13 protein-coding genes are annotated in these 14,585 nt (G+C 74.4%); 11 read left to right on the forward strand and 2 right to left on the reverse strand.

Annotation, left to right across the window (positions count from 1 at the left end):
* Nucleotides 1-39 precede the first annotated feature (39 nt).
* Complete coding sequence (gene hmpA / locus QM782_RS06765; RefSeq protein WP_415202149.1) at nt 40-1,233, reverse strand: NO-inducible flavohemoprotein; 1,194 nt, start codon at nt 1,231-1,233, stop codon at nt 40-42.
* A 144-nt stretch (nt 1,234-1,377) separates the two neighbouring features.
* Between hmpA and norR the strand changes: the two genes are divergently transcribed.
* The gene (norR, locus tag QM782_RS06770; RefSeq protein ID WP_415202150.1) at nt 1,378-2,964 is read left to right on the forward strand and encodes a nitric oxide reductase transcriptional regulator NorR; all 1,587 of its coding nucleotides are present in this window, start codon (nt 1,378-1,380) and stop codon (nt 2,962-2,964) included.
* 33 nt (nt 2,965-2,997) lie between these two features.
* Here the strand turns inward: norR and QM782_RS06775 are convergent, their stop codons facing one another.
* A complete protein-coding gene (locus QM782_RS06775) occupies nt 2,998-3,813 on the reverse strand; it encodes a M48 family metallopeptidase (RefSeq protein ID WP_415202151.1) in 816 nt (271 codons plus the stop codon).
* 49 nt (nt 3,814-3,862) lie between these two features.
* On the opposite strand from QM782_RS06775, the gene QM782_RS06780 reads away from it, so the two are divergent.
* From QM782_RS06780 to QM782_RS06825, 10 genes are all read left to right on the forward strand, one after another.
* Complete coding sequence (locus QM782_RS06780; RefSeq protein WP_415202152.1) at nt 3,863-5,218, forward strand: AmpG family muropeptide MFS transporter; 1,356 nt, start codon at nt 3,863-3,865, stop codon at nt 5,216-5,218.
* A gap of 93 nt (nt 5,219-5,311) precedes the next feature.
* Complete coding sequence (locus QM782_RS06785) at nt 5,312-6,022, forward strand: response regulator (protein WP_415202153.1); 711 nt, start codon at nt 5,312-5,314, stop codon at nt 6,020-6,022.
* Entirely contained in the window at nt 5,997-7,274 is a 1,278-nt protein-coding gene (locus QM782_RS06790) for a sensor histidine kinase (protein ID WP_415202154.1), read from the forward strand. Before QM782_RS06785 ends, QM782_RS06790 begins: the two co-directional genes overlap by 26 nt.
* 125 nt (nt 7,275-7,399) lie before the next feature.
* Nucleotides 7,400-8,029, forward strand: a complete 630-nt coding sequence (locus QM782_RS06795) for a CDP-alcohol phosphatidyltransferase family protein (RefSeq protein ID WP_415202155.1) — start codon at nt 7,400-7,402, stop codon at nt 8,027-8,029.
* A complete protein-coding gene (locus tag QM782_RS06800; RefSeq protein WP_415202156.1) occupies nt 8,026-9,792 on the forward strand; it encodes a bifunctional alpha/beta hydrolase/class I SAM-dependent methyltransferase in 1,767 nt (588 codons plus the stop codon). The genes QM782_RS06795 and QM782_RS06800 overlap by 4 nt, the downstream gene beginning before the upstream one ends.
* The gene (locus QM782_RS06805) at nt 9,789-11,021 is read left to right on the forward strand and encodes a hypothetical protein (RefSeq protein WP_415202157.1); all 1,233 of its coding nucleotides are present in this window, start codon (nt 9,789-9,791) and stop codon (nt 11,019-11,021) included. Before QM782_RS06800 ends, QM782_RS06805 begins: the two co-directional genes overlap by 4 nt.
* Nucleotides 11,011-12,408 (forward strand): phosphatase PAP2/dual specificity phosphatase family protein, encoded by a 1,398-nt coding sequence (locus tag QM782_RS06810; RefSeq protein ID WP_415202158.1) that lies wholly within the window; start codon nt 11,011-11,013, stop codon nt 12,406-12,408. The genes QM782_RS06805 and QM782_RS06810 overlap by 11 nt, the downstream gene beginning before the upstream one ends.
* Complete coding sequence (locus QM782_RS06815; protein ID WP_415202159.1) at nt 12,405-12,836, forward strand: hypothetical protein; 432 nt, start codon at nt 12,405-12,407, stop codon at nt 12,834-12,836. Before QM782_RS06810 ends, QM782_RS06815 begins: the two co-directional genes overlap by 4 nt.
* 76 nt (nt 12,837-12,912) lie before the next feature.
* On the forward strand, nt 12,913-13,632 hold the full coding sequence (locus QM782_RS06820; RefSeq protein ID WP_415202160.1) for a lysophospholipid acyltransferase family protein: 720 nt from the start codon (nt 12,913-12,915) through the stop codon (nt 13,630-13,632).
* Complete coding sequence (locus QM782_RS06825; RefSeq protein ID WP_415202161.1) at nt 13,629-14,573, forward strand: phosphatidate cytidylyltransferase; 945 nt, start codon at nt 13,629-13,631, stop codon at nt 14,571-14,573. Before QM782_RS06820 ends, QM782_RS06825 begins: the two co-directional genes overlap by 4 nt.
* Nucleotides 14,574-14,585: the final 12 nt, after the last annotated feature.

Here is a 14,585-nt window from a genome sequence, read left to right on the forward strand (position 1 = left end):
GGGCGCGCGCCCGCCGGATCCACCGGCCGCCCCCGCCGCTCACTCCAGCGCCGCGGCCGGCCCGAAGAACTCGTAGCGCGCCTGGGCGTCCGGCACGCCCAGCGCGCGCAGGTCGCGCCGCACCTGGGCCATGAAGGGCTTGGGGCCGAGGAAGTAGGCGTCCAGGTCGCGGTCGGCGGGCAGCCAGGCGGCCAGGCGCTCGCGGTCGATGCGGCCGATGGCGTGCGGCGCGCCGTCGCCCTCGTCCTCGTCGTGCTGCTCGTAGCAGTAGAAGACCCGCAGCCGCGCATGCCGCGCGGCCAGCGCGTCCACGTCCGCGCGGAAGGCGTGCACCTCGGCGTTGCGCGCGCAGTGGATGAAGTAGACCGGCCGGTCGCCGGGCGAGGCCAGCACCGCGTCCAGCATCGCCAGCGTGGGCGTGATGCCGACGCCGCCGCTGATCAGCGCGATCGGCCGGTGGCTGTCGGCCAGCCGGAAGTCGCCGGCCGGCGGGAACACCTCGAGCACGTCGCCCACCTGCACCACGTCGTGCAGGTGGTTGGAGGCCACGCCGCCCTCGGCGCGCTTGACGCTGATGCGGTAGTAGTGGCCGTTGGGCGCGGCCGACAGCGAGTAGTTGCGGCGGATCTCCTGCCCGTCCACGACCAGGCGCAGGCCCAGGTACTGCCCCGGCTCGAAGTCCAGCAGCGGGCCGCGGTCCACCGGCTCCAGGTAGAACGAGGTGATCTCGGCGCTCTCGCGCTGCTTGCGCGCCACGCGGAACGGCCGCGCGCCGCGCCAGCCGCCGGGCGCCGCGGCCTTCTGGTCGTAGACCGCGGCCTCCGCGCCGATCAGCAGGTCGGCCAGCATGCCGTAGGCGGCGGCCCAGGCGTCGATCACGGCGTCGGTGGCGATCTCAGGCCCCAGCACCTCGCGGATTGCGCGCAGCAGGCTGTCGCCGACCAGCGGGTAGTGCTCGGGCAGCACCTGCAGCGCCGCGTGCTTCTGCACGATCTGCTGCACCAGCGGGCCGAGCGCCTGCAGCTCGTCGATGTGCCGCGCGTACATCAGCACCCCGTGGGCCAGCGCGCGCGGCTGGTCGCCGCTGGCCTGGTGGGCCTGGTTGAACAGCGGGCGCACCTCGGGGTGGTCGCGGAACAGCAGGCCGTAGAAGTGGGTGGTCAGCGCCTCGCCGCCGGTTTCCAGCAGGGGCACGGTGCTCTTGACGATGTCGCGTTGCGCAGGGGTCAGCATGCTTCTTTCGGGTGGAACGGTGAAGCGGGCCACGAGGCAGGGTCCGTGCCAGGGAGAAATCCGTTGCAGGACAAGCGATTGCCGCGCCATGGGTCAGAATGACCTGCTTCGCATCCAGGTCGGATCGACCTTTTCGGAGTCCGCATGACACCCCAGGCCCTGCTCGCCGCGATGCTGCCGCTGGTGGCCGACCTGGCGCGCCAGATCCCGCCGTCCGAACGCTACCGGCGGCTGCTGGACGCGGTGCGCCAGCTGCTGCCGGCCGACGCCGCGGCGCTGCTGCGGCTGGAAGGCGACGAACTCGTGCCGCTGGCCGTGGACGGCCTGGCGCCGGACACGCTGGGCCGGCGCTTCCGCGTGGACCGGCACCCGCGCCTGGCGACGCTGCTGGCCGCCGGTGGCCCGCTGCGCTTCGCGCCCGACTGCGGCCTGCCCGACCCCTACGACGGCCTGGTCGAGCACGTGCACGGCCACCTGCCGGTGCACGACTGCATGGGCTGCGCGCTGCGGGTGCAGGAGCGGCCCTGGGGCCTGCTGACGCTGGACGCGCTGGCGCTGTCGCGCTTCGACGCCGTCGACATGGCGGCGCTGCAGAGCCTGGCCGACCTGGCCGCCGCCACGGTGGCCGCGGCCGAGCGCATGGACGACCTGGCGCTGCGCGCCGAGGACGAGCACCGCCGCGCCGAGCAATACCGCCGCGCCGCCGGCCAGGGCCGCGCGCGCCGGCTGGCCGGCCGCAGCGCCGCGCACCGCGCGCTGCTGCGCGAGATCGCGCTGGTCGGCCCCAGCGCGCTGACGGTGCTCGTCAGCGGCGAGACCGGCACCGGCAAGGAACTGGTGACGCAGGCGCTGCACGCGGCCTCGCCGCGCGCCGGCCGGCCGCTGGTCAGCCTGAACTGCGCGGCGCTGCCCGACGCGCTGGTCGAGAGCGAGCTGTTCGGCCACGTGCGCGGCGCCTTCTCGGGCGCCGTAGCCGAGCGCCAGGGCAAGTTCGAGCTGGCCGACGGCGGCACGCTGTTCCTCGACGAGGTCGGCGAACTGCCGCTGGCGGTACAGGCCAAGCTGCTGCGCGTGCTGCAGAACGGCCAGCTGCAGCGCCTGGGCTCGGACCGCGAGCACCGCGTGGACGTGCGGCTGATCGCGGCGACCAACCGCGACCTGGCGGCCGAGGTGCGCGCCGGGCGCTTCCGCGCCGACCTGTACCACCGCCTGGTCGCCTACCCGCTGCACGTACCGCCGCTGCGCGAGCGCGGGCGCGACGTGCTGCTGCTGGCCGGCGCCTTCCTGGAGGAGCAGCGCGCCGCGCTCGGCCTGGGCAACCTGCGCCTCGATGCCGAGGCCCAGCAGGCGCTGCTGGGCCACGCCTGGCCCGGCAACGTGCGCGAACTGGAGCACGTGCTGGCGCGCGCGGCGCTGCGGGCGCTCGCCCGCCATGCGCAGCGCCCGCGCGTGCTGACGCTGGCGGCGGACGACCTGGGCCTGGCGCCGGCCGCCGCGGCGGCGACGCCGGTGCCGGCCGCGCGGTCCGCGCCCGCCCTCCCACCGGCCCCGCCGCTGCGCGAGCGCGTCGCCGCCTTCGAGCGCCAGGCCATCGGCGAAGCCCTGGCCGCCCACGGCGGCAACTGGGCCGCCGCGGCGCGCACGCTCGGCCTGGACCGGGCCAACCTCGTGCGGCTGGCGCGCCGACTGGGGCTGGCGGTGCCGGCGCGCAACGGCCGGCCGCAGGCGTGAAGCGCCACCGCCGCGGGGCGGCGGCGCGGTGCTTCAGCCGCCGCTGCGCGCCCGCTCGTACAGCGGCATGACCTTGGGCAGATTGCGCTCGATCTCGGCGATGCGCGTCTGGCCGGCCGGGTGGGTGCTGAACCACTGCGGCGGCGCGCCCCTGTTGGCGGCGTTCATCTTCTGCCACAGCGTGACGGCGGCGCGCGGGTCGTAGCCGGCGCGCGCGGCCAGCTCCAGGCCGACGAGGTCGGCCTCGGTCTCGTCCGAGCGCGAATAGCTCAGCGACAGCAGCTGCACGCCGCCGCCCATCACGGTACGGCCCAGCGCCCCGAGGCCGAACAGCTCGGACAGCACGTTGGCGCCCAGGTTGGTGGCGGCATTCTTGCCGGCGCGCTCGCGCGCATGCTCGCGCAGCGCGTGCGCGATCTCGTGGCCCATCACGGCGGCGGCCTCGTCGTCGGTCAGCTTCAGCTGGTCCAGGATGCCGGTGTAGAAGGCGATCTTGCCGCCCGGCATGCACCAGGCGTTGATCTGCTTGCTGCCGATCAGGTTGACCTCCCAGCGCCAGTTCCTGGCGCGCGGGTTCCACTGCACCGCGTGCGGGACGATGCGGGCGGCGATCGCGCGCAGGCGCCGCAGCTGCGGGTTGTCGGCCGGCGCCAGCGCACGCTGCTGGGCCGCATCGCTCAGCACCTGGCGGTACTGCTGCTGGGCCATGGCCTCCATCTGCTCGGCCGAGACCATGCGCGTGAACACGGAGTTCTCGCCGACGTCGATGCCGTCGCGCTGGGCCAGCGCCGGCGTGGCCAGCAGGGCCGTGGACAGGCCCAGCGCGGCCAGGATGTTCAGGGGCTTCATGCGGTCTTCGCGCGGCCGGTCGACAGGGGCCGCGACGTATTATTCCCGGATGACCTCGCGCCCGGCAAAGCCCCTGGAAGTTCCCGCCGGACCGGCACCCGAGGCCCGCCCTTCCTGGTCGCAGACGCTGCGGGTCTACCGCGAACCGGCCACGCTGCGCATGCTGGCGCTGGGCTTCTCGGCCGGGCTGCCGCTGCTGCTGGTGCTGGGCACGCTGAGCTTCCGGCTGCGCGGCGCCGGCATCGACCGCACCACCATCGGCTACCTGAGCTGGGTCGGCCTGGCCTACGGCTTCAAGTGGGTCTGGGCGCCGCTGGTGGACCGGCTGCCGCTGCCGCTGCTGACGCGCCGGCTGGGCCGGCGGCGCAGCTGGCTGCTGCTGGCGCAGGGCCTGGTGGTGGCGGGCCTGGCGGGCATGGCGCTGGCCGATCCGCGCGGTGGCCTCGCGCCGCTGGTCTGGTGCGCGCTGCTGGTGGCCTTCGGCTCGGCGACGCAGGACATCGCGCTGGACGCCTACCGCATCGAGTCGGCCGCGGCCGAGCGCCAGGGCGCGCTGGCCGCGGCCTACCAGACCGGCTACCGGCTGGCGATGATCTGGGCCGGCGCCGGCGCGCTGTGGATCGTGGCCGCCGCGCGGCTCGGCGCCACCGGCTACGAGAACGCGGCCTGGACCGCGGCCTACCTGGCGATGGCCGCCTCCATGGCGATCGGCGTGCTGACGGTGCTGCTGTCGGCCGAGCCGGCGCCGCGCGCCTTCGCGCCGGCGCGCAGCCCGGCCGAGTGGCTGCGGCAGACGCTGGTCGAGCCGTTCGCGGACTTCTTCCGCCGCCACGGCTGGGACGCGGCGCTGATCCTGGCGCTGATCGCGGTCTACCGCATCAGCGACGTGGTGATGGGCATCATGGCCAACCCGTTCTACGTGGACCTGGGCTTCAGCGAGGCCGAGGTCGCCACCGTCAGCAAGGTCTACGGCGTGGCGATGACGCTGGCCGGCGCCTTCGCCGGCGGCGCGCTGGCCATGCGGCTGGGAGTGTTGCGGGTGCTGATGCTGGGCGCGGCGCTGAGCGCGGCCAGCAACCTGCTGTTCGCCTGGATGGCCGGGCGCGGCCACGACCTGGTCGGCCTGACGCTGGTGGTCTCGGCCGACAACCTGGCCGGCGGCATCGCCTCGGCGGCCTTCATCGCCTACCTGTCCAGCCTGACCAACGTGCAGTACTCGGCCACCCAGTACGCGCTGTTCAGCTCGCTGATGCTGCTGCTGCCCAAGTTCGTCGCCGGCTTCTCGGGCCGCTTCGTCGACGCCTACGGCTACGCCAGCTTCTTCACCGGCACGGCGCTGCTGGGGCTACCGGTGCTGGTGCTGGTGGCGCTGGCGGCGCGCCAGGCCGGGCCCCGCCCGCGCTGACCACGCTTTACGAATCTTTACGGCGATGACAACGCCCGTCCGCGGCATGCGCGCACCATGGCGGCCGCACGTCTTCCCGCGCACGGAACACCCATGACCACACCCCTGTTGATGATCGAGGATGACACCCGGCTGGCCCAGATGGTGGTCGCCTACCTGGGCCAGTCCGGCTTCGCGGTCGAGCACGCGGCCAATGCGGCCGACGGGCTGGCGCGGCTGCAGCAGCCCGTCGGCCTGCCCGAGCTGGTGATCCTGGACCTGATGCTGCCCGACATGGACGGCCTGGAGGTCTGCCGCCGGATCCGCTCGGCCCAGGGCGAGATGGCGCGCGTGCCGGTGCTGATGCTGACGGCCAAGGGCGACCCGCTGGACCGCATCATCGGCCTGGAGCTCGGCGCCGACGACTACCTGCCCAAGCCGTTCGAGCCGCGCGAGCTGCTGGCGCGCATCCGCGCCGTGCTGCGCCGGCGCAGCGAAGGCGTGCGCGAGGCCAGCCAGGTGCTGCGCTTCGGCTCGCTGGAGATCGACCGCGACGCGCGCAGCGTCACCGTGGCCGGCCGGCCGTGCGAGCTGACGGCCTACCAGTTCGACCTGCTGGTCACGCTGGCCGAGCGCGCCGGCCGCGTGCTGAGCCGCGAGCAGATCATGGAGGCCGTGCGCGGCCGCGAGCTGGAGGCCTTCGACCGCTCGATCGACGTGCACATGGGCCGCATCCGCGCGGCCATCGAGACCGACCCCAAGAACCCCAAGCGCATCGTGACGGTGCGCGGCGCCGGCTATGTCTTCGCCAAGCAGCAGGACTGACGCCGCGCCGCGCCGGCCGCTGCCGGGCCTGCTGCAGCGCCTGTACGTGCGCATCTGGCTGTCGGTGCTGGCCACCGTGGCGGTGCTGATGCTGCTGCTGGGCTGGGTCTGGCGCATGACGACGGACCCGCCGGCGCGCACGGTGATCGTGCAGAACACGGCCGGCGAGGTGCTCGGCCAGGGCGCCTGGCGCGGCATGCGCGGCCCGGACGGCCGGGTGCCGCTGCACCGCGAGGGCGAGAACGCGCCGCCGGACCCGGAGACGCTGGCCAGCTACGCCCAGCTCAAGAGCGGGCCGGAGTTCGTGGTCCACATGCGCGACGGGCAGGACCTGGTGATCCACATGCCGCGCCCGCCGCGCTCGACCTGGGGCCGGCCGCCGGACGGCTTCCTGTGGGTGCTGGCCATGGTGGGCATCGGCGCTGCGCTGGTGATGTACCCGGTGGCGCGCCGGCTCACGCGCCGGCTGGAGCGGCTGCAGAGCGGCGTGGAGCGCTGGGGCGCGGGCGACCTGTCGGCGCGGGTACCGATGTCCGGCAACGACGAGGTCGGTTTCCTGGCGCAGCGCTTCAACGCCGCGGCCGAGCGCATCGAGCAGCTGATCGGCGCGCAGAAGTCGCTGCTGGCCAATGCCTCGCACGAGCTGCGCTCGCCGCTGGCGCGCATCCGCATGGGGCTGGAGCTGATGGGGGACGCGCCCACGCCGGCGCTGCGCGAGGAGATCCGCCGCAACATCGCCGAGCTGGACCAACTGGTCGACGAGATCCTGCTGGCCAGCCGGCTGGACGCGCGCGAGGCCGACCTGGGCACCGTCGAGGAGGTCGACCTGACCGGCCTGGCGGCCGAGGAATGCGCGCGGCTGGACGTGGCCCTGGAAGCCGGCGCCGGCGAGGACGGCGGGGCCGCGCCGGTGATCGTGCGCGGCGTGCCCAAGCTGCTGCGCCGCGCCGTGCGCAACCTGCTGGAGAACGCGCGCCGCCACGGCGGCCAGGGCGCGGTCGAGGTGCAGCTGGCGCACGCCGGCGGCCAGGCCGTGCTGCGCGTGTCGGACCGCGGGCCCGGCGTCCCGCCGGCCCAGCGCGAGCGCATCTTCGAGCCGTTCTACCGCCTGCCCGGCGCCAGCGAGAGCAGCGGCGGCGTGGGCCTGGGGCTGGCGCTGGTGAAGTCCATCGCCGAGCGGCACGGCGGCTCGGTGCGCTGCGAGGGCCGCGACGGCGGCGGCGCCTGCTTCGTGATCGCGCTGCCGGCCTGACGCGGCTGCCCTGGTCGTAAGTCACACATGCGCCCCAGGCGGCGCGCGTGCGGCGCACATCCGCAGGCAGAATGCCGCCCTGCCGGGTCGGGGGGCCCGGGACCAGGAGCCCGCGGGGCGGCGCGATGTCCATCTACCAACTCAAACCACGCTTCCAGGCACTGCTGCGGCCCATGGTCGGCCGGCTGGCGGCCGCCGGCACGACCGCCAACCAGGTCACCGTGGCCGCCTGCGCCATCTCGGTGGCCCTGGGCGCCTGGCTGTTCTTCGCGGCGCCGGGCCGCCGGGCCTTCGCGCTGGTGCCGGCGTGGATGCTGCTGCGCATGGCCTTCAACGCCATCGACGGCATGCTGGCCCGCGAGCACGGCCAGCAGAGCCGGCTGGGCGCCTTCCTCAACGAATTGACCGACGTGCTGTCGGACGCCGCGCTGTACGCGCCGTTCGCGCTGGTCGCGCCGCTCGGCGGCTTCTGGGTCGGGGCGTTCATCGTCGCCGCCGGCCTCAGCGAATTCGCCGGCGCGCTCGGCCCCAGCGTGGGCGCAAGCCGGCGCTACGACGGCCCGCTCGGCAAGAGCGACCGCGCCTTCGTCGTCGGCGTGCTGGGCCTGTACGTGGCGCTGGGCGGCCCCCTGCCCGCGGCCAGCGCCTGGCTCATGCCGCTGCTGACCGCGCTGGTCGCCTGGACCACCGTCAACCGCGTGCGCCGCGCCCTCGCCGAGGCCGGCGCCACCGCCGCCCCGCCAACCCTGCCATGACCGCCAGCCCGCCCCGCACCGCCCAGGAACTGCACTTCGACACGCACGACGGCGTGGCGCTGTTCTACCGCCACTGGCCGGCCACCGGCGCCGCGCGGCGCGGCGCGGTGCTGCTGTTCCACCGCGGCCACGAGCACGGCGCGCGCATGGCGCACCTGGTCGACGAGCTGGACCTGCCCGACTTCGACTTCTTCGCCTGGGACGCGCGCGGCCACGGCCGCTCGCCGGGCGCGCGCGGCCACAGCCCCAGCTTCGCGCATTCGGTGCGCGACGTGCAGACCTTCGTCGAGCACATCGCGCAGCACCACGGCGTGCCCGAGGCCGACCTGCACGTGGTGGCGCAGAGCGTGGGTGCGGTGCTGATCGCCACCTGGGCGCACGACTACGCGCCGAAGGTGCGCGGCCTCACGCTGGCCTCGCCGGCCTTCAAGGTCAAGCTCTACGTGCCGTTCGCGCGGCCGGGGTTGGCGCTCATGCACCGGCTGCGCGGCCTGTTCTTCGTCAACAGCTACGTGAAGGCGAAGTTCCTCACGCACGACCCCGCGCGCATCGCCAGCTACGACGGCGACCCGCTGATCTCGCGGCCGATCGCGGTCAACATCCTGCTCGACCTGTACGCGGCGGCCGAGCGCGTGGTGCAGGACGCCAACGCCATCGTGCTGCCCACGCAGCTGCTGATCTCGGGCGCCGACTGGGTGGTGCACCACGCGCCGCAGCACCGCTTCTTCGCACGCCTGGGCAGCGCGGTGAAGGAGAAGATCGAGCTGCCCGGCTTCTTCCACGACACGCTGGGCGAGAAGGACCGCGCCGGCGCCGTGGCCGCGGTGCGCCGCTTCGTCCTGCAGGGCTTCGACCAGCCGGCGCCGCCGGTGGACCTGCGCGGCGCCGACCGGCAGGGCGCGACGGCCGACGAGTCGCGCGCGCTGGCCGCGCCGCTGCATCCGCTGTCGCCGCGCGGGCTGTACTGGGCCGCGACGCGTGCCGGCCTGCGCCTGGGCGGCAGGCTCTCGCGCGGCATCGCGCTGGGGCATGCCACCGGCTTCGATTCGGGCAGCACGCTGGACTACGTCTACCGCAACGAGGCCGCCGGCGCGCCGCTGGTCGGCCAGGCCATCGACCGCACCTACCTCGACTCCATCGGCTGGCGCGGCATCCGCCAACGCAAGCTGCACGTGGAGGAACTGCTGCGCGACGCGATGGAGCGCCTGGCCGCCGCGCACCGCGAGGTGCGGCTGATGGACATCGCCGCCGGCCACGGCCGCTACGTGCTGGACGCGGTGGCCGCGAGCCCGGTGAAGGTGCATTCCATCCTGCTGCGCGACTACAGCGAGATCAACGTGCGCGACGGCCGCCGGCTGATCGCCGAGCGCGAGCTGCAGGACCGCGCGCAGTTCGTGCAGGCCGACGCCTTCGACCGCGCCAGCCTGGCCGCCACCATGCCGCGCCCCACGCTGGCGGTGGTCTCGGGCCTGTACGAGCTGTTCCCCGACAACGAGATGGTGCGCCGCTCGCTGGCGGGCGTGGGCGACGCGGTGGAGGACGGCGGCTACCTGGTCTACACCGGCCAGCCCTGGCACCCGCAGCTGGAGATGATCGCCCGCGCGCTGACCAGCCACCGCCAGGGCCAGGCCTGGGTGATGCGCCGGCGCACGCAGGCCGAGATGGACCAGCTCGTCGAAGAAGCGGGCTTTCGCAAGATCGCGCAGCGCGTGGACCGCTGGGGCATCTTCACGGTCTCGCTGGCGATGCGGACGACGGCATGACAGCCGGTGCGCTGCGCGGCCGGCAGACGCCGCAGAGCGGCAAAGACGCGTGGGCGGTCACCAGTGGCTGCGTGGGCGGCCTGTGGCTGTTCGCCTGCGCGTGGTGCATCGGGGCCGAGCTGGCCTCCGATTCGTCCGGCTGGTTCGATGGCCTGGGCTATGCCGTTGCACTGCTGGTCGCCTTGGCGGGCAATGCCGTGTCCCTGCTGCTGCACGCCGGCTATTGGTATTTCTACGGCGCGGCCACGTGGTTCAAGGGCCTGGTGGTCTGCCAGGCTTTGGTCGTCCTGGGCACGGTGGTGTGGCTGGCGCCGGCGGCCTGGGAATCCCACGTCGAAGCACGACGCTGGGAGCGGCAGGCCGCCGTGCACGCGGCGATCGCGCGCGACGACGTGGACGCACTGCGCACGGCGTGGGCGGACTGCGGCGACCACTGCGGGTCCGACGGACTCCTGAAAGCCGCGGACGCCCGGGCGCGACGCGCTGCCGCCTTCCTGGTCGCGCAGGGCCTGACCGCCGCTGCCGGCCATGGCGCGCCCCAGCTGAGCATGCACACGTGCGAAGGGCGCTATCTGCCCTTGCTGTCGGCGCTGGAAGTCGCGGTGGCGCGCGACGATGCGGCGATGCTCCAGCTGCTCTTTCCCGTGAGCGACGAAACGGCCCGGCGCAAAGCGCTGTGGACGGCGGCCGAGCTGGACCGGCTCGAGCGCCTCCAGGAGCTGCTGGCGCGGGGGGTGCCGATCGGCATACGGGGCCGGATGCTGGACACCGACAACGACACGCTGCTGGTCGCGGCCGCCAGCGGGGCCGCGCTGCGCGTGGGGCGCTGGCTCATCGACGTGCACGGCATGCCCGTGCAGCCCGCCAGGACGCCGAGCATCGTCGAGATCGCCAGCCCCTCCCCGGGAACTCCGCCGGTGCTCGCGCTGTCCCGCTACATGCTCGACGTCCGCGACCCTGCGCGGGCCGGCCCCTTCCTGCAGATGCTCGTGGCGCACGGCGCACGCGTCGACATCCCCATGTGGCCGGACACGCGGACGCCGCTGCAGCATGCCGTGCACCTGGAGAACAAGGCGATGGCGGGCATCCTGCTGGCCAACGGGGCCCGGGAAGAGCTGCTCAGCCCGTCGGAGCGCGAGCGACTGGGCGCCTTGCTGGCCGCGCCGGACCGCCCGGCCCACGACGAGGCCCGCGAAGGCTGCGTGCCCGACACCGTCCATGGCCGCTAACACCCCCCCGCTGCCGGCTGCCGCACGCGGCGATGGCGCGCGGCCCGCCCGGCCGCGCCCCTGGAAACGCGCCGCCGCCTGGCTAGCGCTGCTGGGTCCGCTGTTCTACCTGAGCTACGGCCTGGCCAACTGGTGGGCCAGCACGCGCGCGCAGGTGCCGAGCGTGGTGTTCGACTGGGAGCGCGGCCTGCCGTTCTGGGCCTGGACCATCTTTCCCTACTGGTCGATCAACGTCTTCTACGCGCTGTCACTGTTCCTGGGCCGCAGCCGGCACGCCGTGGACCGGCACGCCGCGCGCCTACTCACGGCGCAGCTGCTGGCGGTCACCTGCTTCGTGCTGTGGCCGCTGCACTTCAGCCTGGGCCAGCCCGCCGTGCAGGGCGCGCCGGCCTTCCTGTTCGAGGCCCTGCGCGGCTTCGACCAGCCGTTCAACCAGGCACCCTCGCTGCACATCGCGCTGGCGGTGATCCTGTGGGACTGGTACCGCCGCCTGATCACGCCGACCTGGGGCCAGGGGCTGGCCCTGCTGTGGGTGTTCGCCATCTGCGCCTCGGTGCTGACGACCTACCAGCACCACTTCATCGACATCCCGACCGGCGCGCTGCTCGGCCTGGTGTGCGTGTGGCTGTGGCCGCTGGAACGCGTGGTGGCGCTGCCGCGCGCCTGGCGCCTGGCGCGCGACGCCTGGCGGCTCCGGCTGGCGGCGCTCTATGCCGGCGCCGCCGGGCTGTGCCTGGGCGCGGCCCTGTGGCTGCACGGCGCCGGGCTGTGGCTCGCCTGGCCCGCCACGGCGCTCGCGCTGGTGGCGCTGAACTACCTGGGCCTGGGCGCGCGCGGCTTCGCGATGGACCGGCACGGCCGCATGGCCTGGGCCGCGCGCTGGCTGTTCGCGCCCTACCGGCTGGCCGCGGCCGCCAACGCCTGGCTCTGGACGCGCCGCCTGCCGGCCAGCGTGGAGGTGGCGCCGGGCCTGCGCCTGGGCCGGCGGCCCACCGCCGCCGAATGGCAAGCGGCCGGCCGCCCGCGCCTGGTGAGCCTGTGCGCCGAACTGCAGCTGCCTGCCGCCGCGGCGCGGGCCGGCCGCGCGCGCTGCCTGCCGCTGCTGGACCTGGTGGTGCCGCCGCACGGCCGGCTGCGCCGCGCCGCCACCCTCGTCGAGGCGCAGCGCCGCGCCAGCGCGCCGGGCGAAGCCGTGTGGGTGTGCTGCGCCCTCGGCTTCTCGCGCAGCGCCGCCACGCTGGCGGGCTGGCTGGTGCTGCAGGGCCGCAGTGCGCCGCAGGCCGAGGCGATGCTGCGCCAGGCGCGGCCGCAGATCGTGCTGCACGCCGGCTGGCGGCGCGCGCTGGCGGCACTCGCGGCGCACGCCGGGGAGCCCGGGCCGCGATGACCGGGCAGGACCGAGCCACCTGTGCCGCGCTGGCCGCGCTGCTGCGCGCCGGCGCGCTGCTGGGCCAGTGGAGCCTGGCGCTGAGCACCGCCGCCGCCCTGGCGCTGGCCCTGCGGGACCTCGGCACGGCGGCCTGGCTGGGTTGCGGCGCCACGCTGCTGCTGGGCCTGCCGGAACGCTACCTGGCCGTCCGGCTGCGCCTGGACGAGCGACTGTTCGACGGGCTGGCGCGCGGCGACGTGGCCTCGCTGGCAACGCTGGACGCCGCGCTGGCGCAACTGGGCCTGCGTGCCGCCACGCCCGGCGCGCCGCGCGGCCTGGACGAACGCCTGCACGGCGCCCGCCGCTGGATGCGGCGGCACGCGCTGCTGGTGGCCGGCCAGACCACCGTGTTCCTGATCGCGCTGGCGGCGCTGCACGGCGCATGACACGCCGGCGCGCCCCCATGCCGGCTTGTTTCGGCCACCTTCCCCGCGGCACGCCAGGCGCTGCCGCCCCCTGCCCATGAACGATGACCTGCCCCCCGACGCCGCGCCGCCGCGCGGCCTGCTGCCGCGGCTGCTCGCCGCGCTGGCGGGCCGCCTGATCGTCGGCGCGGCCAGCCTGCTGACGGGCGTGCGCGCCGTCTGGATCGGCAGCGCGCCCGATGCCTGCCAGACCCTCTACTTCGCCAACCACACCAGCCACGGCGACTTCGTGCTGCTGTGGGCGACGCTGCCGCCCGACCTGCGCACCCGCACCCGCCCGGTGGCCGGCGCCGACTACTGGCTGGCCTCGGGATTGCGCCGCTTCATCGGCGGGCACGTGTTCAACGCCTTGATGATCCGGCGCGACGGCAGCGCCGGCGGCCCCGATCCGGTCGCGCAGATGGCCCGGGCGCTGGAGGCCGGGGACTCGCTGATCATGTTTCCCGAAGGCACGCGCAACACCGGCGACGCCACGCTGCTGCCGCTCAGGAGCGGGCTGTTCCACCTGGCGCGCGCCTGCCCGCAGGTGCGCCTGGTGCCGGTGTGGATCGAGAACCTCCGGCGCGTGCTGCCCAAGGGCGCGCTGGTGCCGATCCCGCTGGCCTGCTCGGTGCGCTACGGCGCGCCGCTGGCGCTGCAGGAGGGCGAGGACAAGGCCGGCTTCCTGGCGCGGGCGCGCCAGGCCATGCTGGACCTGCGGCCCGAACACGACCGCCAGGACGAGCCGCGCGCGCCCAGCCCGGAGCAGCCATCGTGACCGCGCAGACCCAGGCCACGCTGCAGCTGTTCGGCGGCATCGCCGGCGTGCTGGTACTCGCCTCGGCCATCGGCGCGCTGCTGAAATGGCGCATCGGCGGCCGGCCGCACGCCGTCATCGACAACCTCAACGCGCGCGTCAACGCCTGGTGGGCGATGGTCGCGGTGATCGGCCTGGCCTTCGCCTTCGGCAAGGGCGGCGTGATCGTGCTGTTCTACCTGGTCTCGTTCTACGGCCTGCGCGAGTTCATGAGCCTGGCCTACACGCGGCGCGGCGACCACCTGGCGATCGCGGCGGCCTTCTACCTGGCGCTGCCGCTGCAGTATTTCCTGGTCTGGATCGAGTGGTACGGCCTGTACTCGATCTTCATCCCGGTCTATGCCTTCCTGGTGCTGCCCATCCTGTCGGCGCTGGGCGGCGACACCCTGCGCTTCCTGGAGCGCACGGCCAAGGTGCAATGGGGGCTGATGGTCTGCGTGTTCTGCATCAGCCACGTGCCGGCGCTGCTGACGTTGCGGATCCCGGGCTTCGAGGACCGCAACCTGCTCCTGATCGCGTTCCTGGTCATCGTGGTGCAGGGCAGCGACGTGCTGCAGTACGTCTGGGGCAAGCTGTTCGGCCGGCACACGATCGCGCCCGCGCTGTCGCCGTCCAAGACCTGGGAGGGCCTGGTCGGCGGCGTGGCCAGTGCCACGCTGCTGGGCGCGCTGCTGGCCTGGGCCACGCCGTTCACGTTCTGGCAGGCCGGGCTGATGGCGCTGCTGATCTGCATCATGGGCTTCCTGGGCGGGCTCGTGATGTCGGCGATCAAGCGCGACCGCGGCGTGAAGGACTGGGGCACCATGATCGAAGGCCATGGCGGCATGCTGGACCGCCTGGATTCGGTGATCTTCGCCGCCCCCATCTACTTCCACGTGCTGCGCTACGGGTGGGAGCCCTGACGGGCGGCGGGG

The sequence above is a fragment of the Pseudorhodoferax sp. genome, from assembly GCF_047601025.1.
Lineage (GTDB): Bacteria > Pseudomonadota > Gammaproteobacteria > Burkholderiales > Burkholderiaceae_C > Pseudorhodoferax.